Origin of the sequence: Streptomyces sp. AN091965, assembly GCF_022698285.1 — a bacterium.
In the GTDB taxonomy this organism is placed as follows: Bacteria; Actinomycetota; Actinomycetes; order Streptomycetales; family Streptomycetaceae; genus Streptomyces.
Genome location: NZ_JALDMY010000001.1, coordinates 6,061,842 through 6,086,250, shown reverse-complemented (window position 1 = coordinate 6,086,250; position 24,409 = coordinate 6,061,842). Strand labels below are relative to the sequence as shown.

Annotated in this window: 21 protein-coding genes; 12 read left to right on the top strand and 9 right to left on the bottom strand. The window is 73.6% G+C overall.

Annotated features, from left to right (window positions below; all coding sequences use genetic code 11):
• Position 1 precedes the first annotated feature (1 nt).
• From MQV74_RS26000 to MQV74_RS25985, 4 genes are all read right to left on the bottom strand, one after another.
• Positions 2-1,144 carry a GGDEF domain-containing protein gene (locus tag MQV74_RS26000; RefSeq protein ID WP_242721845.1) on the bottom strand — a complete coding sequence of 381 codons (1,143 nt, stop codon included), beginning with the start codon at positions 1,142-1,144 and terminating at the stop codon, positions 2-4.
• 192 nt (positions 1,145-1,336) lie between these two features.
• Positions 1,337-2,131: an enoyl-CoA hydratase/isomerase family protein gene (locus MQV74_RS25995; RefSeq protein ID WP_242721842.1), complete on the bottom strand. Its 795-nt coding sequence runs from the start codon at positions 2,129-2,131 to the stop codon at positions 1,337-1,339.
• An 85-nt stretch (positions 2,132-2,216) separates the two neighbouring features.
• Positions 2,217-3,440: an adenylate/guanylate cyclase domain-containing protein gene (locus tag MQV74_RS25990; RefSeq protein ID WP_242721839.1), complete on the bottom strand. Its 1,224-nt coding sequence runs from the start codon at positions 3,438-3,440 to the stop codon at positions 2,217-2,219.
• A 198-nt stretch (positions 3,441-3,638) separates the two neighbouring features.
• On the bottom strand, positions 3,639-4,502 hold the full coding sequence (locus MQV74_RS25985) for a biotin--[acetyl-CoA-carboxylase] ligase (RefSeq protein ID WP_242721835.1): 864 nt from the start codon (positions 4,500-4,502) through the stop codon (positions 3,639-3,641).
• A gap of 127 nt (positions 4,503-4,629) precedes the next feature.
• Here MQV74_RS25985 and MQV74_RS25980 point away from each other — a divergent pair, with 127 nt between their 5' ends.
• Both MQV74_RS25980 and MQV74_RS25975 read left to right on the top strand, forming a co-directional pair.
• Positions 4,630-6,291 (top strand): acyl-CoA carboxylase subunit beta, encoded by a 1,662-nt coding sequence (locus tag MQV74_RS25980; protein WP_242721832.1) that lies wholly within the window; start codon positions 4,630-4,632, stop codon positions 6,289-6,291.
• 43 nt (positions 6,292-6,334) lie between these two features.
• Positions 6,335-6,541, top strand: a complete 207-nt coding sequence (locus tag MQV74_RS25975) for an acyl-CoA carboxylase epsilon subunit (protein WP_138961501.1) — start codon at positions 6,335-6,337, stop codon at positions 6,539-6,541.
• 42 nt (positions 6,542-6,583) lie between these two features.
• On the opposite strand, the gene MQV74_RS25970 is transcribed toward MQV74_RS25975, so the two are convergent.
• A complete protein-coding gene (locus MQV74_RS25970; RefSeq protein ID WP_242721828.1) occupies positions 6,584-8,032 on the bottom strand; it encodes an FG-GAP repeat protein in 1,449 nt (482 codons plus the stop codon).
• A gap of 141 nt (positions 8,033-8,173) precedes the next feature.
• Between MQV74_RS25970 and mmpB the strand changes: the two genes are divergently transcribed.
• Together mmpB and MQV74_RS25965 are read left to right on the top strand one after the other, a co-directional pair.
• On the top strand, positions 8,174-8,302 hold the full coding sequence (mmpB, locus tag MQV74_RS40880) for a morphogenic membrane protein MmpB (RefSeq protein WP_278194222.1): 129 nt from the start codon (positions 8,174-8,176) through the stop codon (positions 8,300-8,302).
• 29 nt (positions 8,303-8,331) lie between these two features.
• Positions 8,332-8,943, top strand: coding sequence for a nucleoside triphosphate pyrophosphatase (locus tag MQV74_RS25965; RefSeq protein ID WP_242721825.1), 612 nt, complete (start codon positions 8,332-8,334; stop codon positions 8,941-8,943).
• Positions 8,944-8,964: 21 nt separating this feature from the next.
• Here the strand turns inward: MQV74_RS25965 and MQV74_RS25960 are convergent, their stop codons facing one another.
• The gene (locus tag MQV74_RS25960; protein ID WP_242721821.1) at positions 8,965-9,426 is read right to left on the bottom strand and encodes a hypothetical protein; all 462 of its coding nucleotides are present in this window, start codon (positions 9,424-9,426) and stop codon (positions 8,965-8,967) included.
• 345 nt (positions 9,427-9,771) lie between these two features.
• Between MQV74_RS25960 and MQV74_RS25955 the strand changes: the two genes are divergently transcribed.
• Together MQV74_RS25955 and MQV74_RS25950 are read left to right on the top strand one after the other, a co-directional pair.
• The gene (locus tag MQV74_RS25955; RefSeq protein ID WP_242721818.1) at positions 9,772-11,544 is read left to right on the top strand and encodes an acetyl/propionyl/methylcrotonyl-CoA carboxylase subunit alpha; all 1,773 of its coding nucleotides are present in this window, start codon (positions 9,772-9,774) and stop codon (positions 11,542-11,544) included.
• Positions 11,545-11,655: 111 nt separating this feature from the next.
• Positions 11,656-12,225 (top strand): TetR/AcrR family transcriptional regulator, encoded by a 570-nt coding sequence (locus tag MQV74_RS25950; RefSeq protein WP_242721815.1) that lies wholly within the window; start codon positions 11,656-11,658, stop codon positions 12,223-12,225.
• Between the two features lie 33 nt (positions 12,226-12,258).
• On the opposite strand, the gene MQV74_RS25945 is transcribed toward MQV74_RS25950, so the two are convergent.
• Positions 12,259-13,194, bottom strand: a complete 936-nt coding sequence (locus MQV74_RS25945) for a DeoR/GlpR family DNA-binding transcription regulator (RefSeq protein WP_242729144.1) — start codon at positions 13,192-13,194, stop codon at positions 12,259-12,261.
• A 251-nt stretch (positions 13,195-13,445) separates the two neighbouring features.
• Positions 13,446-14,894: an NAD(P)H-quinone dehydrogenase gene (locus MQV74_RS25940; protein ID WP_242721812.1), complete on the bottom strand. Its 1,449-nt coding sequence runs from the start codon at positions 14,892-14,894 to the stop codon at positions 13,446-13,448.
• A gap of 310 nt (positions 14,895-15,204) precedes the next feature.
• Between MQV74_RS25940 and MQV74_RS25935 the strand changes: the two genes are divergently transcribed.
• The 4 genes from MQV74_RS25935 to MQV74_RS25920 all read left to right on the top strand — a co-directional run bounded on the left by MQV74_RS25935 (position 15,205) and on the right by MQV74_RS25920 (position 19,664).
• Entirely contained in the window at positions 15,205-15,642 is a 438-nt protein-coding gene (locus MQV74_RS25935; RefSeq protein ID WP_138961494.1) for a gamma-glutamylcyclotransferase, read from the top strand.
• Positions 15,643-15,757: 115 nt separating this feature from the next.
• Positions 15,758-16,582 (top strand): purine-nucleoside phosphorylase, encoded by an 825-nt coding sequence (locus MQV74_RS25930; RefSeq protein ID WP_138961493.1) that lies wholly within the window; start codon positions 15,758-15,760, stop codon positions 16,580-16,582.
• A gap of 50 nt (positions 16,583-16,632) precedes the next feature.
• On the top strand, positions 16,633-18,303 hold the full coding sequence (locus MQV74_RS25925; protein ID WP_242721809.1) for a phospho-sugar mutase: 1,671 nt from the start codon (positions 16,633-16,635) through the stop codon (positions 18,301-18,303).
• A gap of 140 nt (positions 18,304-18,443) precedes the next feature.
• Entirely contained in the window at positions 18,444-19,664 is a 1,221-nt protein-coding gene (locus MQV74_RS25920) for a glycosyltransferase family 39 protein (protein ID WP_242721806.1), read from the top strand.
• Between the two features lie 310 nt (positions 19,665-19,974).
• Here MQV74_RS25920 and MQV74_RS25915 read toward each other — a convergent pair whose 3' ends face one another.
• The gene (locus MQV74_RS25915) at positions 19,975-20,619 is read right to left on the bottom strand and encodes a PH domain-containing protein (RefSeq protein WP_242721803.1); all 645 of its coding nucleotides are present in this window, start codon (positions 20,617-20,619) and stop codon (positions 19,975-19,977) included.
• Positions 20,620-20,826: 207 nt separating this feature from the next.
• On the opposite strand from MQV74_RS25915, the gene MQV74_RS25910 reads away from it, so the two are divergent.
• Positions 20,827-23,160 (top strand): glycosyl hydrolase family 18 protein, encoded by a 2,334-nt coding sequence (locus tag MQV74_RS25910; RefSeq protein WP_242721800.1) that lies wholly within the window; start codon positions 20,827-20,829, stop codon positions 23,158-23,160.
• A gap of 254 nt (positions 23,161-23,414) precedes the next feature.
• Positions 23,415-24,407: a deoxyribose-phosphate aldolase gene (gene deoC, locus MQV74_RS25905; protein ID WP_374120688.1), complete on the top strand. Its 993-nt coding sequence runs from the start codon at positions 23,415-23,417 to the stop codon at positions 24,405-24,407.
• Positions 24,408-24,409: the final 2 nt, after the last annotated feature.

Sequence of the window (24,409 nt, the reverse complement as noted above, 5' to 3'; positions counted from 1 at the left end):
GCTAGCGGCCCCGGAAGCGGCGTCGCTCGCCGCGCGCGGGGGTCGCCGCCTCGTCCGCGAGGCGTACCACGGGGTCGTCCGCGCCCTCGCGGCCCGCGACCACCGGCTTCAGCGCCCGCGCACCCTTCGCCCGGTACTGCGCCGCGTCCGCGAGCCGGAACAGGCGCCGGGCCGACCGCACCGGACCGATCGGGTCCCCCGTCGACGCGACCCCGCAGGCGACCCCCTCGCCCAGCTCCAACTCGTACGCCCGCAGACACAGTTCGTCGGCGACCCGCACCACCTCGTCCGAGGAGGGGCCGACCGACAGGAGGCAGAACTCGTCGCCGCCGAGCCGGGCCGCGAGGGCCCCCGGCAGCATCGCCCCGCACAGCGAGAGCAGCGAGCCGAAGCGCTCCAGGAGCCGGTCGCCGACCGCGTGCCCGAGCCGGTCGTTGACCTGCTTGAGCCCGTTCAGGTCGCAGACGACGAGGCTGACGACGACGCCCTCGGCCCGGTGCCGCTCCACGGCCTCGTCGAGCCGTACGTCGACCGCGCGCCGGTTGGCGAGGCCGGTGAGGGAGTCCGTGAAGGCGAGGCGCCGGGCCTCCTCCAGGCGCTCGGTCTGGGCGATCCCGGCGGCGACCACGGCCGCGAGGACGGATGCGAAGTCCGCGTCGGTCCGGTCGAAGACCGGCGCGCCCACCGGCCGCGCCACGTACAGCTCGCCCCAGGCGCGCCCGCGCAGCACGATCGGGGCCACCACGCAGCAGCCGCGCCCGCGTCTGCGCAGCGCGGCGACCCGCTGGTGGCAGTAGCCCGCGCGCCCGCCGTCCCTGGGGCCCCGCGCGGTCTCCACCCAGGCGTGCGGCTCGCCGCCGCCCGCCCAGCGCTCGTGCAGGAACTCCGTGATCTCCGGGAACTGGTGGACGGGGTAGGCCTCGCCCTCGGGGAACTCCTCCTCCCCCGCGGCCAGCTCCCCGACGTTGGCGAGGACGCGCAGGCGCCCGCGCTCGCGCTCCCACACGGACAGCGCGGCGAAGCTCCCGTCCAGGGCCCGCCGGGCGCCCTGGGCGGCCGCGCGCCAGGACCCGCGCGGGGTGTGCGCGGCGGCCATCCCTTGCGCGAGCGCCACGACAGCGCGCAACCGAACGTCGCTTCCCATCACTCCAGGTTACGGACAATCCAGGCAAAGGGAGACACGGGGCCGGGCCCCGGTGGCCCTGTGCGCTTCGCCGGATTGCCGCGACGGGCCGTCGGCCGACTGCGGGTCCTGCCGTCGCCGGTCGCGCCCGCGCGGCGGAGCCGCGGATGAGCACAGCCCCGCGCCCCTTCGGGGCGCCGGCCCCGGACGGCCCTACTCCCCGGGCCACTCCGGCTTGCGCTTCTCGTTGAACGCCGCCACGCCCTCCACCCGGTCCCCGGAGAACGCCACCGACCGCCAGGCCGCGTCCTCCACCTCCAGGCCCGCGCGCAGGTCGAGCCCGTGGCCGAGGCGCAGCGCGCGCTTGGCGGCGCGCAGCCCGACGGGCGAGTTCGCGGCGATGCGGGCGGCGAGCGCCAGGGCCTCGTCGCGGTCCTCGCCCTCGCCCGCCACCAGGTCGACGAGCCCGAGCTCCTTGGCCTCCGCCGCCTCGACGCGGCGCGCCGAGAAGATCAGCTCGGCGGCCCGCGCGGCGCCCACGCGCCGGGGCAGCAGCTGGGTGCCGCCACCGCCGGGCAGCACGCCCACGGACACCTCGGGCAGACCGACGACGGCCGTCGGGTCCGCGACGATGACGTCGCAGGACAGCGCGAGCTCGAAGCCGCCGCCGAGGGCGTAGCCGTGCACGGCGGCGACGGTGGGCATCGGCAGGTCGAGCACCCCGGTGTACGCGGCCCGACTGACGGGCCGCTGGCGCACCAGCTCCGCGTCGGTGAGGGAGTTGCGCTCCTTGAGGTCGGCGCCCACGCAGAACGCGCGCTCGTGCGTGGAGGTCAGCACCACCACGCGCACGTCCCGGTCCGCGCCGAGCGCGTCGCAGGCCTCGCTGATGGAGCGGGCCATGGCGCTGGACACGGCGTTCATGGCCTTGGGCCGGTCGAGCGCGAGCTCCGCCACGTGCCCGTGCCGGCGCACCCCCACGAACTCCCCGAACCGCAGCTCACCCATGACCCCTCCAACTCCCGGTTAACGGCCGTTACCCCGCGATCATGTCAGCAGGACCGCGCCTTGGGTACCCGTCACCGGGCGGGCGTCAGCCCCTGCGGGTGAGCAGCCAGGGCTCGACGATGCCGAGGCCGCGGACCGGCCGCTGCCACATCGGCTGGAGCGCGAAGCGGTACCCGGGCGGCTCCTCGCCGTCCTCCTCGGCGCGCTCGGCGAGCGCCGCGGCCTCCGTCTCCGACGCCGGGGCCTCCCCGGTGCGGGTCAGCTCCTCGGCGAGGGCCCCGTCGACGAGCACGGCGTCCCGGGGCGCTATCGAGGTGAGGCGGCTCGCGAGGTTCACGGTGGTGCCGAACACGTCGCCCATGCGGGTCGTCACCGTGCCGAAGGCGATGCCGACGCGCAGCTCGGGCATGGTCTCGTCGTTCGCCATGGTCTCGATGAGCCGCAGCGCGATCTCGGCAGCGATCCCGGCGTCGTCGGCGGCGAAGAGGACCTCGTCGCCGAGGGTCTTGATGAGCCGTCCGCCGTGCGCGGCGACCAGGTCGGCGGCCGTCGTCTCGAACGCCTCGACCAGCTCGCCGAGTTCCTCCTCCTCCATGCGCCGCGTCAGCCGCGTGAAGCCGACGAGGTCGGCGAAGCCGACGGCGAGCCGCCGGTCGACCATCTCCTCGTCGTCGGCCGCCTGCACGACCCGGCCCGTGGCCGCGGCGAGCTGCCGCCGCCACACATAGATGAGGAACTCCTCCAGCTCGGGCAGCAGCAGTTCGACGAGCGGATACGTGACTTCCGTACGGGTCATGCCCGGCTCGGGCGGCTCGGTGAGGCCCTCCAGGAACGAGTCGATCTGCCACTCCGCGAGCCGGGCGGTGGTCTGCCCGGTGGACCGCGCCACCTGGACCGCCATCGCCTCGCTCAGCAGGCCCGCCTCGACGAGGCCCGCGAGGCGGCGCAGCGCCAGCACGTCGGCCTCGGTGAGGGCCTTGGCCTGGCCGATGTCGGGGAAGCCCATGGCCCGCCAGAAGCGGGACGCCAGCTCCATGGAGACGCCCGCGCTACGGGCCGCCTGGAAGGGGGTGTAGCGCCGGTCGGCCCCGAGGATCAGCTGCTCCAGGCGCAGCGCCAGGGGGTCCTTGTCGTCGTCCGGGTCATCGGGCTTGCCCGGGTTCGCCGTGCGGTCGAGGGCCGCCGCGAGGTCCGGCTCCGCCGGGCGGTAGGAGTCGTCCGGCTTGTCGTCCTGGCCGCCCGCCGCGCGGGGCTCACCGTCGGGGGCTGGGTGTGCGCCCTGGCCGGAGCCGGTGTCGTCGACGGTCACGCCTGCTGCCCTTCCGATCTGCCACGGTCAGATATCGACCGGCGCCAACTTTACGGCAGGTGTGCCCCAGCTCACTCCCGACTCGGCCCGCCTCCCGCGTGGGACGCCCCGGACCCCCGGCTGGAAGATCCAGCCCGTCCGGCGTTCGAGGACGGGGCACGGAGCGCCGACAGGGGGGTCCAGGGGCGGAGCCCCCGGTCAGCCGGTGCCCCGCACGTGGACCACGTCCCCCGCCGCGATGGGCTGCCGCACCCCGGCCTCCGTGGCGAGAACCAACCGCCCGTCCCCGTCCACCGCCACGGCCTCGCCGGAGACCGCGCGGCCCCCGGGCAGCTCCGCCCGCACCGCGCGCCCGAGCGTCGCGCAGCCCGCCGCGTAGGCCTCCTGGAGGCCGCAGGCCGCCGGGTCGCCCCCGGCCGCGCGCCAGTCGCCGTACCAGCGCTCCAGGCTGCGCAGGACGGCCCGCAGGAGGGGGTCGCGGTCGGTGCTCACGGCGCCCGCGAGGGCGAGGGAGCCCGCGTGCGGCACGGGGAGCTCGGCCGCGCGCAGGGTGACGTTGATGCCGATGCCGACGACGACGCCGGTGGCGCCCGCGCGTTCGGCGAGGATGCCGCCGGCCTTGCGCTCGTCCCCGTCGACGGTCACGAGCAGGTCGTTGGGCCACTTCAGCGCGGTGTCGACCCCGGCGGAGCGGGCCAGCCCGGTGGCGACGGCGACGCCGGTGAGCAGCGGCAGCCAGCCCCACCGCTCGACGGGCACCTCGTCCGGCTTGAGCAGGACGGAGAAGAACAGGCCCGAGCGCGCGGGCGCGGTCCAGCGCCGGTCCAGGCGGCCGCGCGCCGCGCTCTGCGCCTCGGCGACGAGCACGGCGCCCTCGGGCAGCTCGTCGGCGCGCGCGGCCAGGTCGCTGTTGGTGGAGCCGGTGGACGTCACCACGTCCAGGGAGCGGTAGAGCCCGCCGTCGCGGACGAGCGCGCGGCGCAGCGCGGCCGCGTGGAGGGGCGGGCGGTCCAGGTCGCTCCAGCGGTTCCCGGCGTTCTCTGGGTCATTCGACGGCGTCATGCAAGCCACCCTAGGTGTGGTAAACGCCGCACTGCACAGGCGTATCCGCGCCGATACGCTACGAGTCAGTAGCCAGCGCCGTAAGCCCCTCACCGTCCCCTTTGAGCAGGCAGGGAGCCGCGTCCCGATGTCCGAGCCGCACGAGCCCAAGCAGCCCTCCGCGCAGCCCCAGGAGCCCCAGGAGTCCCCGGCGCCCCCCGGGGGCGATCCCGGCACCGACATCCACACGACCGCCGGGAAGCTGGCCGACCTGCGGCGCCGCATCGAGGAGGCGAAGCACGCCGGTTCGGCGCGCGCGGTCGAGAAGCAGCACGCCAAGGGGAAGTTGACGGCGCGCGAGCGGATCGAGCTGCTGCTCGACGAGGGCTCGTTCGTGGAGCTCGACGAGTTCGCCCGGCACCGCTCCACCGACTTCGGCATGGAGCACAACCGCCCGTACGGGGACGGCGTGGTGACCGGTTACGGCACGGTCGACGGCCGCCCGGTCGCCGTCTTCTCGCAGGACTTCACGGTCCTCGGCGGCTCGCTCGGCGAGGTCTTCGGCCAGAAGATCATGAAGGTGATGGACTTCGCCCTGAAGACGGGCTGTCCGGTCGTCGGGATCAACGACTCGGGCGGCGCCCGCATCCAGGAGGGCGTGATGGCCCTCGGGATGTACGGCGAGATCTTCCGCCGCAACACCCACGCGTCCGGGGTGATCCCGCAGATCAGCCTCGTCGTCGGGCCGTGCGCGGGCGGCGCCGTGTACTCCCCGGCGATCACCGACTTCACGGTGATGGTCGACCAGACCTCGCACATGTTCATCACGGGCCCGGACGTCATCAAGACCGTCACCGGCGAGGACGTCGGCTTCGAGGAGCTGGGCGGCGCCCGCACGCACAACGCGACCTCCGGCGTGGCGCACCACATGGCGGGCGACGAGAAGGACGCGATCGAGTACGTCAAGTCGCTGCTCTCCTACCTGCCGTCGAACAACCTCAGCGAGCCCCCGGTCTTCCCCGAGGAGGCGGACCTGGAGGCGACCGACGAGGACCGCGAGCTCGACGTGCTCGTGCCGGACAGCGCCAACCAGCCGTACGACATGCACACGGTCATCGAGCACGTCCTGGACGACGGGGACTTCTTCGAGACGCAGCCGCTGTTCGCGCCGAACATCCTCACCGGCTTCGGACGCGTCGAGGGCCACCCGGTGGGCATCGTCGCCAACCAGCCGATGCAGTTCGCGGGCTGCCTCGACATCGACGCGAGCGAGAAGGCCGCGCGCTTCGTGCGCACCTGCGACGCGTTCAACGTGCCCGTCCTGACCTTCGTGGACGTGCCGGGCTTCCTGCCCGGCGTCGGCCAGGAGCACGAGGGCATCATCCGCCGCGGCGCCAAGCTGATCTACGCGTACGCGGAGGCGACGGTGCCGCTGATCACCGTGATCACGCGCAAGGCCTTCGGCGGCGCGTACGACGTGATGGGTTCCAAGCACCTGGGCGCGGACCTCAACCTGGCCTGGCCGACCGCGCAGATCGCGGTGATGGGCGCGCAGGGCGCGGTGAACATCCTGCACCGCCGCACGATCGCCGCGGCCGGGGACGGGGCCGCCCAGGAGGAGACCCGGGCGCGGCTCATCCAGGAGTACGAGGACACGCTCCTGAACCCGTACACGGCCGCCGAGCGCGGCTACGTGGACGCGGTGATCATGCCCTCCGAGACCCGCTCGCACCTCGTGCGCGGCCTGCGCCAGCTGCGCACGAAGCGCGAGTCCCTGCCCCCGAAGAAGCACGGCAACATCCCGCTGTAGCCCGGCCCCCACGGCTGTGTCCCGACCCCCGAGGAGCCCATTCGTGATCAAGGTCGTACGAGGCAACCCGACCCCCGAGGAGCTGGCCGCCGCCCTGGCGGTGGTCCAGGCGCGCGCCGCGGCGGCCGCGCAGGCGCCGTCCGGCGCGCCCCGCACCCCGGACGCCTGGGCGGACCCGGCCCGGGTGGCCCGGGAGCGCCTTCCGCAGCCGGGCCCCGCGTCCTGGGGCCGCACGTACTGGCCCGTGTGACGGGCCCGGTGGGGGCGCGGCCCGCGCCCCCACCACGGCGGTTCAGCGCCCGAGCACGGACCCGAACCGCTTGTTCTGGTAGGTCAGGCCGAACGCCCTCTCGCTGAGCGCGTACGCCCCCGCGGTGCCGATCCCGCCCTTCGTGCCGCGCAGCACCCAGGCGGAGCCGTCGTTCCACCGCGCGCCGGGGAACACGTCCTCGCCGGACGCGGCGACGACGACCTCGGCCCTGCCGTCGCCGTCGGTGTCCCGCACCTGGACCGCGGAGCCGAAGCGGTCGTCGTCCTCGGCCGCGCCCGGCACGCCCGGCGTGCCCTGGTCGACGACCTGCGCGCCGGTTGCGGTGAGCCCGGCCGCGGAGCCCTTGAGGAGGTGGACCGCGCCGGTGGCGGTCCGGCCGTCCACGCCCTCGGCCGGGGCGCCGACCGCGACGTCGGCGTAGCCGTCGCCGTCGACGTCGCCGACCGAGGCGCTCGCGCCGAACGCGTCGCCGTCCTCGCCCTCGTCCGGTACGCCGGGACTGTCCTGGTCGAGCACGGTGCTGCCGCCGCTGCCGGGACCGCGCTTGCCGCCGTAGTAGACGCCGACCGCGCCGCCCTTGGCCGCGGCCTTGTCGGTGATCACTACGTCCTCGTACCCGTCCTTGTTCACGTCGCCCGAGCCGTCCAGGCCGGTGCGGGTCGCGGGCAGCGCGGCGGGCGGGCGCGTGAACGTGACGCCGGTGCGGCCGCCCTTCCAGTAGCCGACCCAGCCGTCGAGGAAGTCGCCCTCCGCGTTGGCGATGCCGGAGGCGAGCAGGTCGTCGTCGCCGTCGCCGTCGTAGTCCCCGGCCTCCAGGCGCTCCACGAGGCGGAAGGCGTCGTCGCCGTGGAGGTTCAGGCGCTGCTGCTTCGGTGCCCGGGTCCGGGTGAAGCCGTCGCCGGAGAGGCTGACCGCGCCCCAGTAGGAGTGCGTGGCGACGTGCTGCCTGCCGTCGCCGTCGAAGTCGCCGACGACGACGGACCCGCCGTAGTGCACGTCGTCCGTGCGCAGCGGGGCCATGCTCAGGCCGCCGTGGACGAGCCCGCCGCGGCCGCCCCACAGCACGGTGATGAGGCCGCGCTGGTCGTTCTCGCCCGGCACCCCGACGACCAGGTCCGCGTACCCGTCGCCGTCCAGGTCCCCGGTGTCGTACGCGGCGCCGAAGCCGTCGCGCTCCTCCGGCGCGCCCGGCACCTTCGCCGACGCCTGGCTGAGCAGCTGCTTGCGCCCGCCCGCGACGCCGTCGGCGGAGCCGTACAGGACGGCGACGTGCCCGGCCTTCTTGACGCCGTTCACGGTCGCGTCGGGGGTGGCGAGGACCACGTCACCGTAGCCGTCGCCGTTGAAGTCGGCGGCGTCCTTCGCGGCCGGCGCGGCCGCGGCCGGGCCCGCGAGCGGGACGACGAGGCCCCCGGTGGCCACCGCCGCCGTCGCCACCGCCATCAGGACCTTGGTGCGCAGTGCGCGCATATCAGAACGCTCCCTCCCACAGAACCAACGCGTAGTTGACACCGGACACCGGCACGGGGTTGTACGGGTGAACGAACGATCTGCGGAACTTAGGTACGCGTACTCAGGCGCGGGGCAGGACCGGCGCGCACCATCGGAGCCATGCTGTGGTCCGACCCGGAGAACGACCCCCCCAAGGACATGCGGGACATGCAGGTCAAGATGCGCCGCGCGGGCGTGCTCCTGGCGGTGGCCATGCTCCTCGCGCTGCTGGTCCTGGGGATCGTCTGAGCGGGCCGATCCGGGGCTACGCTGACCGCATGAGTGATCAGCCCGCCCGCCGCCTCGTCCTCGCCTCCCAGTCCCCCGCCCGCCTCGGCCTGCTGCGCCAGGCGGGGCTCGCCCCCGAGGTGATCGTCAGCGGGGTCGACGAGGACGCGGTCTCCGCCCCCACCCCGGCCGAGCTCGCCAAGGCCCTGGCCGAGGCGAAGGCGTCGGTGGTCGCCGCACGGCCGGACGTCAAGGGCGCCCTGGTCATCGGCTGCGACTCGGTCCTGGAGCTGGACGGCCAGGCCCTCGGCAAGCCCGCCGACGCCGAGGAGGCCACCGCCCGCTGGAAGGCGATGCGCGGCCGCGCGGGCGTCCTGCAGACCGGGCACTGCGTGTACGACACGGCCTCGGGCCGGCACGTCGCCGCCACCGCCTCGACGGTGGTCCGCTTCGGCGAGCCCTCGGACGAGGAGATCGCGGCGTACGTGGCGAGCGGCGAACCGCTGTACGTGGCGGGCGCGTTCACGCTCGACGGCCGCTCGGCCCCGTTCATCGACGGCATCGACGGCGACCACGGCAACGTCATCGGCCTCTCCCTGCCGCTGCTCCGCCGCCTCCTGGCCGAACTGGGCGTGGGCATCACCCAGTTGTGGGCCGAGTAGCGCGAGGCCTCGGAGGGCGCCTCACGCCGTCCGCGGGGCCCCGTCGCCGGGCGGCGGGGCGTCCGCCGCCACGGCCCGGCCCTCGTGGCGGTCGTAGGCCATCAGCGTCAGCACGACGAGCCCCAGCACCAGCATCATGAACGCGAACGCGAGCCAGCCCACCAGGCCCACCGCGAACGCGCCGAGCAGCGCGTGCACCACGGCCGCGCTGATCAGCACGGCGCGCCCGAACCCGCCCGGCGCGCGGTCGAGCACGGCGGCGCGCGCCAGCAGGAAGCCGCACAGCGCGAGATAGAGCCCGAGGACGGCGCCCGCGATCCACGTCGCCACGGTCATGGCGTGCGGTTCGAGCCCGGCGAGGGACATCTTCTGCTTGTCGACGACCAGGCCGAGGAACCAGTTGAGGAACGCGATGCCGGCCGCCTCCGCCCCCAGTACGACCGCGCCCGCCCACGCCACCGGCCTGCGCCCCACGGCGCCCACCCACCCTCCACTGCTGTTACCGCAAGTACGTACGAGCCATCGGGCACGCTACTAACGGGTAAACCGAGGGACAAGAGCTGTGCCGGAGGCAAAGATTCATTGGGCCATTCGTAGGGACTCCACAAAGAAAGCTCCCCCGCCGCAGCGCGCCCTCACAGAGACCTTGAGCACACCGGAGGGCTACGCTGCCGGGAAGGGACCCTGCGTACCACGGTGCGACAAGGGATTTCGGGGGTCGGGCGCGCCTCGGATCACGCTCCGTGTGGGCAAGCTCACCAATGGGGACGGGTCGAAAGGGCGTGTCGGCAGTCCCTAAACTCGGCTTGTTTCAAGGAGGGAGCCATCGTGCGCAAGGTGCTCATCGCCAACCGTGGCGAAATCGCTGTCCGGGTCGCCCGGGCGTGCCGGGATGCCGGGATCGCGAGCGTTGCCGTCTACGCGGACCCCGACCGGGACGCGCTGCATGTGCGGGCCGCAGACGAGGCGTTCGCCCTCGGCGGTGACACCCCGGCGACCAGTTATCTGGACATGGCGAAGGTGCTCGCCGCCGCCAAGGACTCCGGGGCGGACGCCGTCCACCCCGGCTACGGCTTCCTCTCCGAGAACGCCGAGTTCGCGCAGGCCGTCCTGGACGCGGGCCTCACCTGGATCGGGCCGCCGCCGCAGGCGATCCGGGACCTGGGTGACAAGGTCGCCGCCCGGCACATCGCGCAGCGCGCGGGCGCCCCGCTGGTCGCGGGCACCCCGGACCCGGTCTCGGGCGCCGACGAGGTCGTCGCGTTCGCCGAGGAGCACGGCCTGCCCATCGCCATCAAGGCGGCGTTCGGCGGCGGCGGCCGCGGCCTGAAGGTCGCCCGCACCCTCGAAGAGGTGCCGGAGCTGTACGACTCCGCGGTGCGCGAGGCGGTCGCCGCCTTCGGCCGCGGCGAGTGCTTCGTGGAGCGCTACCTGGACAAGCCGCGCCACGTCGAGACCCAGTGCCTCGCCGACCAGCACGGCAACGTGGTCGTGGTCTCCACCCGTGACTGCTCGCTCCAGCGCCGCCACCAGAAGCTGGTGGAAGAGGCCCCGGCCCCGTTCCTCTCGGACGCCCAGCTGGAGGAGCTGTACAGCTCCTCGAAGGCGATCCTGAAGGAGGCCGGCTACGTCGGCGCGGGCACCGTGGAGTTCCTGGTCGGCGCCGACGGCACGATCTCCTTCCTGGAGGTCAACACGCGCCTTCAGGTCGAGCACCCGGTCACCGAAGAGGTCGCGGGCATCGACCTGGTCCGCGAGATGTTCCGCATCGCCGACGGCGAGGAACTGGGCTACGGCGACCCCGAACTGCGCGGCCACTCCTTCGAGTTCCGCATCAACGGCGAGGACCCGGGCCGGGGCTTCCTGCCCGCCCCCGGCACCGTCACCAAGTTCGCGACCCCCTCCGGTCCCGGCGTGCGCCTGGACGCGGGCGTCGAGTCCGGCTCGGTCATCGGCCCGGCCTGGGACTCGCTGCTCGCCAAGCTGATCGTCACCGGGCGCACCCGCAAGGAGGCCCTGGAGCGGGCCGCCCGCGCGCTGGCCGAGTTCGAGGTCGAGGGCATGGCCACCGCCATCCCGTTCCACCGCAAGGTGGTCACCGACCCGGCGTTCGCGCCCGAACTGACGGGCTCCGACGAGCCGTTCACGGTCTTCACCCGGTGGATCGAGACCGAGTTCGTCAACGACATCCCGCCGTTCGCCCCCGTGGGCGGCGACGCCGAGGAGGAGGACGGCGACCGCGAGACGATCGTCGTCGAGGTCGGCGGCAAGCGCCTGGAGGTCTCCCTGCCCGCAGGCATGGGCATGTCCCTCGCGCGTACGGGCCTTTCGGCGGGTGCCAAGCCGAAGCGCCGCGCGGCCAAGAAGTCCGGCCCGGCGGCGTCCGGCGACACCCTGGCCTCGCCGATGCAGGGCACGATCGTCAAGGTCGCGGTCGAGGAGGGCCAGGAGGTCAAGGAGGGCGACCTCATCGTGGTCCTGGAGGCCATGAAGATGGAGCAGCCCCTCAACGCCCACCGCTCCGGCACCGTCAAGGGCCTGCAGGCGGAGGTGGGCGCGAGCCTCACCTCGGGCGCGGCCATCTGCGAGATCAAGGACTGACTCTTCCCGGTACGGGCACCCTGAGCCCGTACCGCCAGGCCTCCGCCCACCCGTCCCCTTCCGGGGCGGGTGGGCGGGGGCGTTCAGACCGTCCGCGACCGAGGAGGCCGCATGCGCGCCGATGCCCAGCGCAACCACCAGCGCCTCCTGAAGGAGGCCCGCTCCGCCTTCGCGGAGCACGGTACGGACACCTCCCTCGAAGACGTCGCCCGCCGCGCGGGCGTGGGCATCGGCACCCTGTACCGGCACTTCCCGAACCGCCACGCCCTGATGAGCGCCGTGTTCGAGGAGGCGGTCAGCGACCTGCTGAGCCGCTCGCGGGAGCTGCTCGGCGCCCCGCAGCCCTGTGCGGCCCTCGTGGCGTGGCTGCGCGCCCTGGTCGCGCACGCGAGCGAGTACCGGGGGCTCGCACGGGCCCTGATGTCGGTGTCGCGGGACGACAGCACCCCGCTGGGGCGGTGCAGCCGCCCCATGCGGGAGGCGGGCGCGGCCCTCCTCGCCCGCGCCCAGGCCGCGGGTGCGGTGCGCGCGGGCGTGTCCATCGAGGACCTGCTCCAGCTGACGAACGCGATCGCCCTGGCCGCCGAGGAGTCCCCCGACGACCCGGAGCTCGCCGACCGTCTGCTCACCCTGACCCTGCGCGGCCTCAAGGCCCAGCCCGCGGGCCCGTCCGGCGGCTGAGGACGAGGCGCGGAGCGCGCCCCGCCCCCGGACCTACCGCCGCCGGAGGTCGGCCACCCTCGCCGCCCGCTCCCCGGGCTGCTGGTCGCCCAGGACCGCCGCACTGCGCAGCTGCGGCCCCTGGCCCCCGTGCCCCCGCCGCTGGCCGGGCAGCGGCACGTCCCTGCGGGGCTGGCGGCCCGTGGGAACGGAGTCGACGCCCGGGCCCTGACCGGGGCCCGCGGCCCCGCCGGCCACGGCGATCTGCACGCCCTGGTCCGCCAGGGCCTGCAACTCGGTGGCCGCGCGGTCGTCGTGGGCGGGCGGTTCGTCGGTGACGAGGCGGGTGATGACGTCCGTCGGCACGGTCTGGAACATCGTGTCCGTGCCGAGTTTGGTGTGGTCGGCGAGGACCACGACCTCGGCCGCCGCCTGGACGAGCGCGCGGTCCACGCTCGCGGACAGCATGTTCGACGTGGACAGGCCGCGCTCGGCGGTCAGCCCACTGCCGGACAGGAAGGCGCGCGAGACCCTGAGCCCCTGGAGGGACTGCTCGGCACCACTGCCCACCAGGGCGTAGTTGGAGCCGCGCAGGGTGCCGCCGGTCATGACGACTTCCACTCTGTTGGCGTGGGCCAGGGCCTGGGCCACGAGCAGGGAGTTGGTGACCACGGTCAGGCCGGGTACCCGCGCGAGCCGGCGGGCCAGCTCCTGCGTGGTCGTACCCGCCCCGACGACGATGGCCTCGCCCTCTTCGACGAGACCCGCCGCGAGGTCGGCGATGGCCGTCTTCTCGGCGGACGCGAGATGCGATTTCTGCGGAAAGCCGGACTCCCGCGTGAATCCGCCCGGCAATACCGCACCGCCATGCCGGCGGTCGAGGAGTCCTTCTGCCTCCAGCGCGCGCACGTCCCGCCGTACGGTCACTTCGGAGGTCTGGACGACGCGGGCGAGCTCACGGAGCGACACAGCCCCGTTGGCCCGCACCATTTCGAGGATCAATTGGCGACGTTCTGCAGCGAACACGAAACTGACAGTAACCCCAACGACCGTCTGCTTTCAGCAGTTTGCGCCGAATTACAGAAGTTGTACGCACGACAGGGGTGGGAGTGGTATAGGGGTACTCTACGCGCCTATGCCGGACGCATGGACGGCAACAGGCTGTGACCTGCGAAGAGTTGATTCCGGCCGCCGGAGGGATCACTTCCGGGGGCCGCGCGCGGCCCCCGGGGACGCCGGAATCAGGCCTCGCCGCTCGTCTTCCGCGTGTGCAGCTGCCGGGCCACCTCGGCGATCGACCCCGAAAGCGAGGGGTACACGGTGAAGGCGTTAGCGATCTGCTCCACCGTCAGATTGTTGTCGACCGCGATCGAGATGGGGTGGATGAGTTCCGAAGCGCGCGGCGCGACGATCACACCGCCGACCACGATCCCGGTGCCGGGGCGGCAGAAGATCTTGACGAAGCCGTCCCGGATGCCCTGCATCTTCGCGCGCGGGTTGCGCAGGAGGGGCAGCTTGACCACCCGGGCGTCGATCTTGCCCGCGTCGACGTCGGCCTGGGTGTAGCCGACGGTGGCGATCTCCGGGTCGGTGAAGACGTTCGACGAGACGGTCTTCAGGTTCAGCGGGGTCACCGCGTCGCCCAGGAAGTGGTACATCGCGATGCGGCCCTGCATGGCGGCCACGGAGGCGAGGGCGAAGATGCCGGTGACGTCACCGGCCGCGTACACGCCGGGGGCGGAGGTCCTGGACACCCGGTCGGTCCAGATGTGCCCGGAGTCCTTCAGCTTGACCCCGGCCTCCTCCAGGCCCATGCCGCTGCTGTTGGGGATGGCGCCGACGGCCATGAGGCAGTGCGAGCCGGAGATGACGCGCCCGTCGGCGAGGGTGACCTCGACGCGGTCGCCCACGCGCTTGGCGGAGGCGGCGCGGGTACGGCCCATCACGTTCATCCCGCGGCGGCGGAAGACGTCCTCCAGGACGGCGGCGGCGTCCGGGTCCTCGCCCGGCAGCACGCGGTCGCGCGACGACACGAGGGTCACCTTGGACCCGAGCGCCTGGTAGGCACCTGCGAACTCGGCACCGGTGACGCCGGAGCCGACCACGATGAGCTCCTCGGGCAGCTCGTCGAGGTCGTACACCTGCGTCCAGTTCAGGATGCGCTCGCCGTCCGGCTGGGCGTCCGGCAGCTCGCGCGGGTGGCCGCCGGTGGCGATGAGCACGGCGTCGGCGGTGAGCCGCTCCTCGGACCCGTCGGCGGCGCGCACGACCACGGTCCGCGACCCGTCCATGGCCTGCTGGCCCTCCAGGCGCCCGCGGCCGCGCAACACGCGTGCGCCCGCCCGCGTCACGGAGGCGGTGATGTCGTGCGACTGCGCGAGCGCGAGCCGCTTCACCCGCCGGTTCACCTTGCCGAGGTCCACGCCCACGACACGCGCGGCCTGGTCGATGTGCGGGGTGTCGTCCTCGACGATGATCCCGAGCTCTTCGTACGACGAGTCGAAGGTGGTCATCACCTCGGCCGTGGCGATCAGGGTCTTCGACGGCACGCAGTCGGTGAGCACCGACGCCCCGCCCAGACCGTCGCAGTCGACGACGGTCACCTCCGCGCCGAGCTGGGCCGCGACCAGCGCCGCCTCGTATCCGCCGGGTCCGCCACCAATGATCACGATCCGAGTCACGTACTCCATTCTCCCGCACCCCCCACCACCCCGTTGACCCGGGGCCGAATCCAGCGCGTCGCCGCAGGGAATCCACAACACCCCTGGGACGGATCGAACACCGGCCCGGCGCCCCGTCCAGCCCGTCCGGCGCTTGAGGACGAGCGCGCAGCGCGATGATCAAGCCCGTCCGGCGTTTGAGGACGAGCGCGCAGCGCGAACACCCACCCGCACCCGAGAAACAGCCCCCGAACCCCCAGGAATGCCGGGAATGGGGGCGCAGCCCCCAGAACGGCAACTGCGTAGGGCGCCCACGCCAGAAAGCCGTACCCTCGACGGCATGTCGCTCTACGCCGCGTACGCCGGCAATCTCGACGCGCGGCTCATGACGCGCCGCGCCCCGCACTCGCCGCTGCGCGCGACCGGCTGGCTGAACGGCTGGCGGCTGACGTTCGGAGGCGAGCACATGGGCTGGGAGGGCGCACTGGCCACGATCGTGGAGGCCCCGCGCTCCCAGGTCTTCGTCGCCCTGTACGACGTGGCGCCGATGGACGAGGACTCCATGGACCGCTGGGAGGGCGTCGGCCTCGACATCTACCGGCGCATGCGGGTGCGGATCCACACCCTGGAGGGCGAGGAGCCCGCGTGGGTCTACGTCCTGAACGGCTACGAGGGCGGCCTGCCGTCGGCGCGCTACCTCGGCGAGCTGGCCGACGCCGCCGAGTCCGCGGGCGCCCCCCACGACTACGTGATGGAACTGCGCAAACGCCCGTGCTGACCCGCTCCTGAGGGCTCCCGGGCGATCACCTTGTCGGAAACGACAAGGCAACGATCCCGATCCCGTGAGCCTCGTCATCTACGCGCGTAGGGCGTAAGCGGCTACCCTCGTCGGCGTGAACGCTTCAGTTATTCCGGACGACATCCAGGGCGACCCGTACGCCGCCGCCGACGCCGCCGCCACGCGCCTGCGTGAGCTGACGGGCGCCGAGACCCACGACGTCGCCCTCGTGATGGGCTCCGGCTGGGCACCGGCCGTCGACGCGCTCGGCGCCCCCGAGGCCGAGTTCCCGGTCACCGAGCTGCCCGGCTTCCCGCCGCCCGCCGTCGCGGGCCACGGCGGCAAGATCCGCTCCTTCAAGGTCGGCGACAAGCGCGTCCTGGTCTTCCTGGGCCGCACGCACTACTACGAGGGCCGGGGCGTCGCCGCGGTCGCGCACGGCGTGCGCACCGCCGTCGCCGCGGGCTGCAAGACCATCGTGCTGACCAACGGCTGCGGCGGTCTGCGCGAGGGCATGCGCCCGGGCCAGCCGGTCCTGATCAGCGATCACCTGAACCTCACGGCGACGTCCCCGATCGTCGGCGCGAACTTCGTGGACCTCACGGACCTGTACTCGCCGCGCCTGCGCGCGCTGTGCAAGGAGGTCGACCCGACCCTCGAAGAGGGCGTGTACGCGCAGTTCCCCGGCCCGCACTACGAGACGCCCGCCGAGATCCGCATGGCCCGCACCATCGGGGCGGACCTCGTCGGCATGTCGACCGTCCTGGAGGCCATCGCGGCGCGCGAGGCCGGGGCCGAGGTGCTCGGCATCTCCCTGGTCACCAACCTCGCCGCGGGCATGACGGGCGAGCCCCTCAACCACGAGGAGGTCCTCCAGGCGGGCCGCGACTCGGCGACCCGCATGGGCGAGCTGCTCGGCAAGGTCCTCGACCGCCTCTGACCGCGCCGCCCCCAGGCGTACGACCCCCCTCACGGAGAGGCTGACCACACGTGCAGGACCACCAGGAGCACGACGTACTCATCGCCCGGGCCCGGACGTGGCTCGACGAGGACCCGGACGCGGACACCCGCGAGGAGCTGACCAAGCTCATCGCGGGGGCGGCGGACGGCGCGGACGTCCTGGCCGACCTCGCGGCCCGCTTCGCCGGCACGCTCCAGTTCGGCACGGCCGGGCTGCGCGGCGAGCTGGGCGCGGGCCCGATGCGGATGAACCGCTCCGTGGTGATCCGCGCCGCCGCGGGTCTGGCCGCGTACCTGAAGGGCAAGGGCCACGCCGGCGGCCTGGTCGTCATCGGCTACGACGCCCGCTACAAGTCGGCGGACTTCGCGCGGGACACGGCGGCCGTGATGACCGGGGCGGGGCTGCGCGCCGCCGTCCTGCCCCGGCCGCTGCCGACGCCGGTCCTCGCCTTCGCCATACGGCACCTGGGCGCCGTCGCGGGCGTGGAGGTCACGGCCAGCCACAACCCGCCGCGCGACAACGGCTACAAGGTCTACCTGGGCGACGGCTCGCAGATCGTGCCGCCCGCCGACGGGGAGATCGCCGCGGAGATCGCCGCGGTGGCGAGCCTGCACGACGTGGCGCGCCCGGAGTCCGGCTGGGAGGTCCTCGGCGAGGAGGTCCTCCAGGCGTATCTGGCGCGTACGGACGCAGTCCTGTCCCCGGGCTCGGCCCGGAGCGCCCGGACCGTCTACACGGCCATGCACGGCGTCGGCAAGGACACGCTCCTCGCCGCCTTCGCGCGGGCCGGCTTCCCCGAGCCGGTGCTCGTGGCCGCGCAGGCCGAGGCCGACCCGGACTTCCCGACGGTGGCCTTCCCGAACCCGGAGGAGCCGGGCGCGATGGACCTGGCGTTCGCCGCGGCCCGCGAGGCGCGGCCCGACCTGGTGATCGCCAACGACCCGGACGCGGACCGCTGCGCGGTGGCCGTGCCCACCGACGCCGAGCGGACCGCGTGGCGCATGCTGCGCGGCGACGAGGTGGGCGCGCTGCTCGCGGCCCATCTGGTGCGGCGCGGGGCCGAGGGCGTGTTCGCCGAGTCGATCGTGTCGTCGTCGCTGCTCGGCCGGATCGCGGAGCAGGCGGGCCTCGGCTACGAGGAGACCCTCACGGGCTTCAAGTGGATCGCCCGCGTCGAGGGCCTGCGGTACGGCTACGAGGAGGCGCTCGGCTACTGCGTCGACCCCGAGGGCGTCCGCGACAAGGACGGCATCACGGCGGCGCTCCTGATCACCGAGCTGGCCTCGGAGCTGAAGGAGGAGGGCCGCACGCTGCTCGACCTCCTCGACGACCTGGCGCTCGCCCACGGGCTGCACGCCACCGACCAGCTGTCGGTGCGCGTGGAGGACCTGTCGCTGATCGCGGCCGCGATGCGGCGCCTGCGCGAGCGGCCGCCGGTGCGCCTCGCCGGGCTCGCGGTGACGCGCGCCGAGGACCTGACCGAGGGCTCGGCGCAGCTGCCGCCCACGGACGGGCTGCGCTACACCCTCGACGGGGCGCGCGTGATCGTGCGCCCGAGCGGCACCGAGCCGAAGCTGAAGTGCTATCTGGAGGTCGTGGTGCCGGTCGCGGATCGCCCCGGCCTGCCCGCGGCCCACGCGCGGGCCGCGGAGCTCCTGGCCGCCCTGAAGCGGGACTTCGCGGGGGCGGCCGGAATCTGAGCGCACCTCCATGAACAGCGCTCCACCCGTACGGGTGGTTCCGCGCGGCAACTGACGCAGCGTGCAGGTGCGCTGCCGGTCAACCCAGGAAGGGTCCGACCGGTAGCGCACCTTCTCGTTCGTCACGCCCGGGAGCCGCAGTGCCGTACGGACCCCTCGCCCGTCTCTCCGGCCTCAGCGCCGGCACGCCGTCCCGCGTCCCCCCGTCGCGCCGCTCCCGGCCCGCCGCACGGCCGCCGCGCGGCCGACGCGCGCGGGCGGGCGACGCGCTGCGGCACGCGGCCCCGGCGCTCCTGGGGTACGCGGCGGTGCGCGTCTGCGGTCTGCTGGTGTTCGCCCTCTGGGCGCGCCGCGAGCACCGCGGCGTCTGGCACCTGCTCGCCGAGTCCTGGGACTGCGACTGGTACTTGAAGATCGCCGAGCACGGGTACGCGGACACGCTCGGCCACGCCTTCGACGCGAACAACCTGGCGTTCTTCCCGCTGTACCCGCTGCTGATCCGGGCGGGCGAGCACCTGGTGCCCGCGCCGCGGGGCGCGGTGGGCCTGGCGATCGCGTGCGCGGCCTCGTTCCTCGCGGCCTGGGGGATCTTCAAGGTCGGCGACCGGCTGCACGGGCGGCGGACCGGGGTGCTGCTCGTGCTGCTGTGGGCGTGCCTGCCGGTGGCCCTCGTGCAGTGGATGGGCTACACGGAGTCCCTGTTCACGGCGTTCGCGGCGTGGTGCCTGTACGCGGTCCTCACGGGGCGGTGGGTGGCGGCGGGAGCCCTTGCCTCGCTCGCGGGCCTGACCCGGCCGACGGGGATCGCACTCGCGGCCGCGGTGACCGTGACGGCCCTGCTCGCGCTGCGCCGCCGCTTCTCGGCGGCCGCGCTCGTGGGCGCCGTCCTCGCGCCCCTCGGCTGGCTCGCGTACGTCGGCTGGGTGGGGGTCAGACTCGGCCGCTGGGACGGCTACTTCGCGGTGCAGAAGTGGTGGCACAACGAGTGGGACGGCGGCGTCGGCACGCTGCGCTGGATGAAGAGCCTGTTCCTCGTGGAGCGGCCGCAGCTGTTCCTGGTGATGGTGACGCTGGTGCTGTGCGGCGCGCTGGTGCTGTTCGCGATGTCGGTGGCGGGGCGCGAACAGCCACTGCCGCTGCTCGTGTTCACGGGCCTGCTGCTCGCGATCGTGCTCGGCTCGCGGGGGGTGTACTTCCCCCGGGCGCGGTTCCTGCTGCCCGGCTTTCCGCTGCTCCTGCCGGTGGCGCTCGCGCTCTCCCGGGCCCGGGCGCGGGTGGTGGTGCCGGTCCTGATGGGCGCGTCCCTGACGTCGGCGGCCTTCGGCGGGCACATGCTCCTGGTGTGGCTGGGCCCGCCGTGAGGCGCGCGGCCTGGCCCGGGGCGAGGGGGCGCTCGACCGGGCCCGGGGGCGCACCCGGGCGCATGGGTGCCCACTGCATCCCGGCCTCGGCCGCGCTGAATCCGGTCCGGTTCCCCGGGAGCAGGCGCCCGCCCGGCTCCTCGGAGGCCGCAGGCGGACAACGATGCCGCACTATGGAAGCGCTGTCCGGCGGCTCCCCGGCCCCCCAGCGGGAGCCGACGGATCAGGCGCTCCGCTCACCCCCCTTGCGGAGCGCCGCCCGGCCGGACACGGCAGCGGCCGTGTCCGGCTCCCCCCGGCCCCCGGGGGCTCAGCCGGTCGCGAGCAGGACGGCCAGGACGACCGCTCCCGCGAGGCTCGGGGCGAGGATCTCGTACGCCCAGCGCACCAGCGGCTCGCCCTGCGCGGCCTCGGCGCCCTCGCGGCGCTCGGCGATCTCGCGCAGGTCGTCCATGGCCTGGTCGCCGGGGGTGCGCGTGCTCTCGTGCCCGGTGCCGGGGCGCGTCAGGCTCGCGGACGGGTCGTCCGAGGCGACCTGCCGCGCGTGCCGCTGCGCGGCCCGCTTGCGGCCGCGCAGGGACACCGGGATGGCCCAGAGCTGGTACTTGGTGCCGTCCTGCGTGAAGACCTCGTTGGAGTACCCGGAGCGGAGCCCCGAGATCGCGCCCCACGGCAGGACGACGGTGCGGAAGGGGTTGCGGACGCGCAGCCGGTCCTCGCTCGCGTACACGGCGGGCCGCACGGTGAAGGCGACGACGAGCGGCACCGCGAGGAGCAGCCCGGCGAGGGCCACCCAGGGGGTGCGCCCCTCGCCCCGGATCAGCGCGTCGATGCCCAGCCAGGCGCCGATGGCGAGCAGCATGACGCCTCCGGCGATGGCCGCGTGGGACCGGTAGACGCGGTCCTTGTACGCGGGGGTGGGCTCCGCCGGGGTGGGCTGCGGGTCGCTCGTCATGGGGCTGATTCTGCCTGACGCGTTCACGGGCGCCGCGCGCGGCGGGGGTATGGCGATTGGTCCAGACCTAGTACCGTCGAGGGTTGTCATGTACGCCTAACCGCCGCCCGGCGACGCGGCGGCCCGGCGCCGCACGGCCCCTCCCACACGAACCCCCCGTACGCACCCCGAGGAGTCACCCGCAACGACCCACCCCCGAGGAGAGCCATGACCCCCACCGGAAGAGGAACCAGAAGCACGCCCGGACTCTTACGCAGAGCGGCCGCAGCCCTGCACGGCAGGACCGCCGTGCTGCTCGCCGCCCTGCTACTCCCCGCGGCCCTGCTCACCGCCCTCTCCGCGGCCCCCGCCATCGCCGCGGGCACCCTCACCGCGGCCTTCAGCACCGAGGGCAGCGGCGCGTCCTGGCAGGGCAAGTACACCGTCCGCAACAGCGGCACCACCGCGTCCGCGAGCTGGACCCTGGAGTTCGACCTGCCGCCGGGCGTCACCGTCAGCGGCCACACCCACGGCGAGGCGACCGTCTCGGGCAGCCACGTCACCGTGAAGAACGCGTACTACAACGGCCGCGTCCCGGCGGGCGGCTCCACCGAGCCGTACAGCTACCAGTTCACCGCGCGCGGACCGATCGGCACGCCCACGGGCTGCACGATCAACGGCGACAAGTGCGACGGCACGCCGGACAAGCCCCCGACCGCGCCCGGCACCCCGACCGTCACCACCACCACGTCACGCACCATCTCCCTGACCTGGCCCCCGGCCGGCGCGGGCGACTACCCGGTCACGACGTACGAGGTGCTCAGCGGCACCAGTGTGGTCGCGAGCTCGGCGACGAACAGCGCGACCGTCACCGATCTGACCCCCGCCACCCGCTACTCCTTCACCGTCCGGGCCAAGGACCGGCGCGGCAACACCAGCCCGGAGAGCCCGCCGGTCAGCGCCACGACCGTCGACCCGTCGACCGACCCGACGCCGCCGACCGCGCCCGGCAATCTCCGCACCACCGGCAAGACCCAGGTCTCGGCGTCCCTCGCCTGGGAGAAGTCCACGGACAACGTGGCCGTGGCCGCGTACGACGTCTACCGCGGCAAGGAGCTCGCGAAGACCGTCCCCGCCTCGGCGACCACCGCGACCGTCGAGGGCCTGACCCCCGCCACCGCCTACAGCTTCACCGTCAAGGCGCGTGACACCGCCGACAACGAGTCGGCCGCCTCGAACGCCGTGAACGTCACGACGGACGACGCGGCGGGCCCCGGCAACCACCTCACGGTCGGCTACTACGCCCAGTGGGGCATCTACGGCCGCCAGCACTTCGTGAAGAACCTGGACACCTCCGGCCAGGCGGCCAAGCTCGACGTGATCAACTACGCCTTCGAGAACGTCGACCCGGTCAACCACACCTGCCTGGCCGGCGTGGTCAAGGGCGTCTCCGGCAAGCCGCAGGACCCGGACGAGGGCACCGGCGCGGGCGACGCCGAGGCCGACTACGGCCGCGCCTTCTCCGCCGCGCAGTCGGTGGACGGGGTCGCGGACGACGGCTGGGGCAAGCTGCGCGGCAACTTCAACCAGCTGAAGAAGCTCAAGGCCAAGCACCCGCACCTGAAGGTCGTCGTCTCGCTCGGCGGCTGGACGTTCTCGAAGTTCTTCGCCGACGCGGCGGCCACGCCCGCCTCCCGGGAGAAGTTCGTGAAGTCCTGCGTCGACACCTGGATCAAGGGCAACCTGCCGGTCTACAACGGCGCGGGCGGCCCCGGCACCGGCGCGGGCATCTTCGACGGCATCGACATCGACTGGGAGTGGCCGGGCTCCGAGGGCCACCCCGGCAACCACTACGGCCCGGCGGACAAGGCCAATCTGACGGCGCTGCTCGCCGAGTTCCGCAAGCAGCTGGACGCCACCGGCGGCAGCCACAAGCTCCTGACCGCGTTCACCCCGGCCGACCCGGCGAAGATCGAGGCGGGCTGGGACATCAAGAAGATCTTCGAGTACCTGGACTTCGCCAACGTCCAGGGCTACGACTTCCACGGCTCGGGCAGCGACGACTCCTGGGAGCCCAAGCGCACCGGCCACCAGGCCAATCTGTACCGCGACGCCCAGGACCCCTACTCCTTCGACTTCAGCATGGAGAAGGCGATCAAGACCTATCTGGACGCCGGGGTGAACCCGCGCAAGCTCACCATCGGCTTCCCGTTCTACGGCCGCGGCTGGAAGGAGGTCGCCGACGGCGGCGTCAAGGGCGAGTGGCAGTCGGCCAACGGCGCGGCCCCCGGCCAGTTCCCGGAGGAGGCGGGCACCAGGGGCTACCAGAACCTGATCACCAGCGTCCCGAACATGACCGTGTACCACGACGAACAGTCCGTCTCCACCTACGGCTACACCGGCAACAACGGCCAGTGGTGGAGCTTCGACGACACCTGGTCGATCGGCAAGAAGACCGCGTGGGTCAAGTCGAAGGGCCTGCTCGGCGGCATGGTCTGGGAGATGTCGGGCGACACCCCGACCGGCACCCTCATGACGGCACTGGACAACGGCCTGAAGTGAGCACACTCACCCCGCGGTGACGTGCGTACCGCGAACCCGCGCTGTTCGCGGTACGCACGCACGCCGGACCCGTGTCCGCGCCCGGGACCGTGTCCGCGCCGGGGCCCGGGCCGGCACCGAGAAGCCCGAGTCCGCGCCTGGACACAGGGTGCGCCGCGGCGCACCCTGGGGCGGGGCCCGCCCTCGGCGCGCTCCCCGCCGCGAGGGCACCCTGCCCCTGTACAGGCCGCTACGCGCGTAGATATGCTCCCCTCGTGACTATGCCGACGACGACATCACCCCCAGGGGCAGCCGGGGCGGCCGCGCCCACCGGCACCCCCTTCGCCGACGTCACGACGTCGGCCGCCACGCTGCACCGCTTCCTGCACGGCCTGCCCGGCGTGGACGCGGTCGGCCTCGAAGCCCGCGCCGCCTCCCTCGGGACGCGGTCGATCAAGACGACGGCCAAGGCGTACGCCATCGACCTGGCCATCTCCATGATCGACCTGACGACCCTGGAGGGCGCCGACACCGTCGGCAAGGTCCGCGCGCTCGGCGCCAAGGCCGTCCACCCGGACCCGACGGACCGCTCCACCCCGCGCACCGCCGCCGTCTGCGTCTACCCGGACATGGTGGCCGCCGCGAAGGAGGCCGTCGCGGGCTCGGACGTGAAGGTCGCCTCGGTCGCGACCGCGTTCCCCGCGGGCCGCGCCGCCCTCGCCGTGAAGCTCGCGGACGTCCGCGACGCCGTCGCCGCGGGCGCCGACGAGATCGACATGGTCATCGACCGCGGCGCGTTCCTGTCCGGCGACTACCTGAAGGTGTACGAGGAGATCGTCGCCGTCAAGGAGGCGTGCGAGCACGCCCGCCTCAAGGTCATCTTCGAGACCGGCGAGCTGTCGACGTACGACAACATCCGCCGCGCGAGCTGGCTCGGCATGATCGCGGGCGCGGACTTCATCAAGACGTCGACCGGCAAGGTCGGGGTCAACGCGACGCCCGCCAACACCCTGCTGATGCTTCAGGCCGTCCGCGACTTCCGCGCGCAGACCGGCGTCCAGGTCGGCGTGAAGCCCGCGGGCGGCATCCGCACGACGAAGGACGCCGTCAAGTTCCTGGTCCTGGTGAACGAGACCGTCGGCGCGGACTGGCTGGACAACCACTGGTTCCGCTTCGGCGCCTCCAGCCTGCTCAACGACCTGCTGATGCAGCGCCAGAAGCTGGCCACCGGCCGCTACTCCGGCCCTGACTACGTGACGGTGGACTGATC

Excerpts from the sequence above, each read along its gene's own strand:
- MQV74_RS25910 (WP_242721800.1), top strand. The coding sequence starts at position 20,827 with ATGACCCCCACCGGAAGAGGAACCAGAAGCACGCCCGGACTCTTACGC.
- MQV74_RS25950 (WP_242721815.1), top strand. The coding sequence starts at position 11,656 with ATGCGCGCCGATGCCCAGCGCAACCACCAGCGCCTCCTGAAGGAGGCC.
- MQV74_RS25980 (WP_242721832.1), top strand. The coding sequence starts at position 4,630 with ATGTCCGAGCCGCACGAGCCCAAGCAGCCCTCCGCGCAGCCCCAGGAG.
- MQV74_RS25940 (WP_242721812.1), bottom strand. The coding sequence starts at position 14,894 with ATGGAGTACGTGACTCGGATCGTGATCATTGGTGGCGGACCCGGCGGA.
- MQV74_RS25985 (WP_242721835.1), bottom strand. The coding sequence starts at position 4,502 with ATGACGCCGTCGAATGACCCAGAGAACGCCGGGAACCGCTGGAGCGAC.
- MQV74_RS25970 (WP_242721828.1), bottom strand. The coding sequence starts at position 8,032 with ATGCGCGCACTGCGCACCAAGGTCCTGATGGCGGTGGCGACGGCGGCG.
- MQV74_RS25915 (WP_242721803.1), bottom strand. The coding sequence starts at position 20,619 with ATGACGAGCGACCCGCAGCCCACCCCGGCGGAGCCCACCCCCGCGTAC.
- MQV74_RS25995 (WP_242721842.1), bottom strand. The coding sequence starts at position 2,131 with ATGGGTGAGCTGCGGTTCGGGGAGTTCGTGGGGGTGCGCCGGCACGGG.
- MQV74_RS25945 (WP_242729144.1), bottom strand. The coding sequence starts at position 13,194 with ATGGTGCGGGCCAACGGGGCTGTGTCGCTCCGTGAGCTCGCCCGCGTC.
- MQV74_RS25935 (WP_138961494.1), top strand. The coding sequence starts at position 15,205 with ATGTCGCTCTACGCCGCGTACGCCGGCAATCTCGACGCGCGGCTCATG.
- MQV74_RS25965 (WP_242721825.1), top strand. The coding sequence starts at position 8,332 with ATGAGTGATCAGCCCGCCCGCCGCCTCGTCCTCGCCTCCCAGTCCCCC.
- MQV74_RS26000 (WP_242721845.1), bottom strand. The coding sequence starts at position 1,144 with ATGGGAAGCGACGTTCGGTTGCGCGCTGTCGTGGCGCTCGCGCAAGGG.
- mmpB (WP_278194222.1), top strand. The coding sequence starts at position 8,174 with ATGCTGTGGTCCGACCCGGAGAACGACCCCCCCAAGGACATGCGGGAC.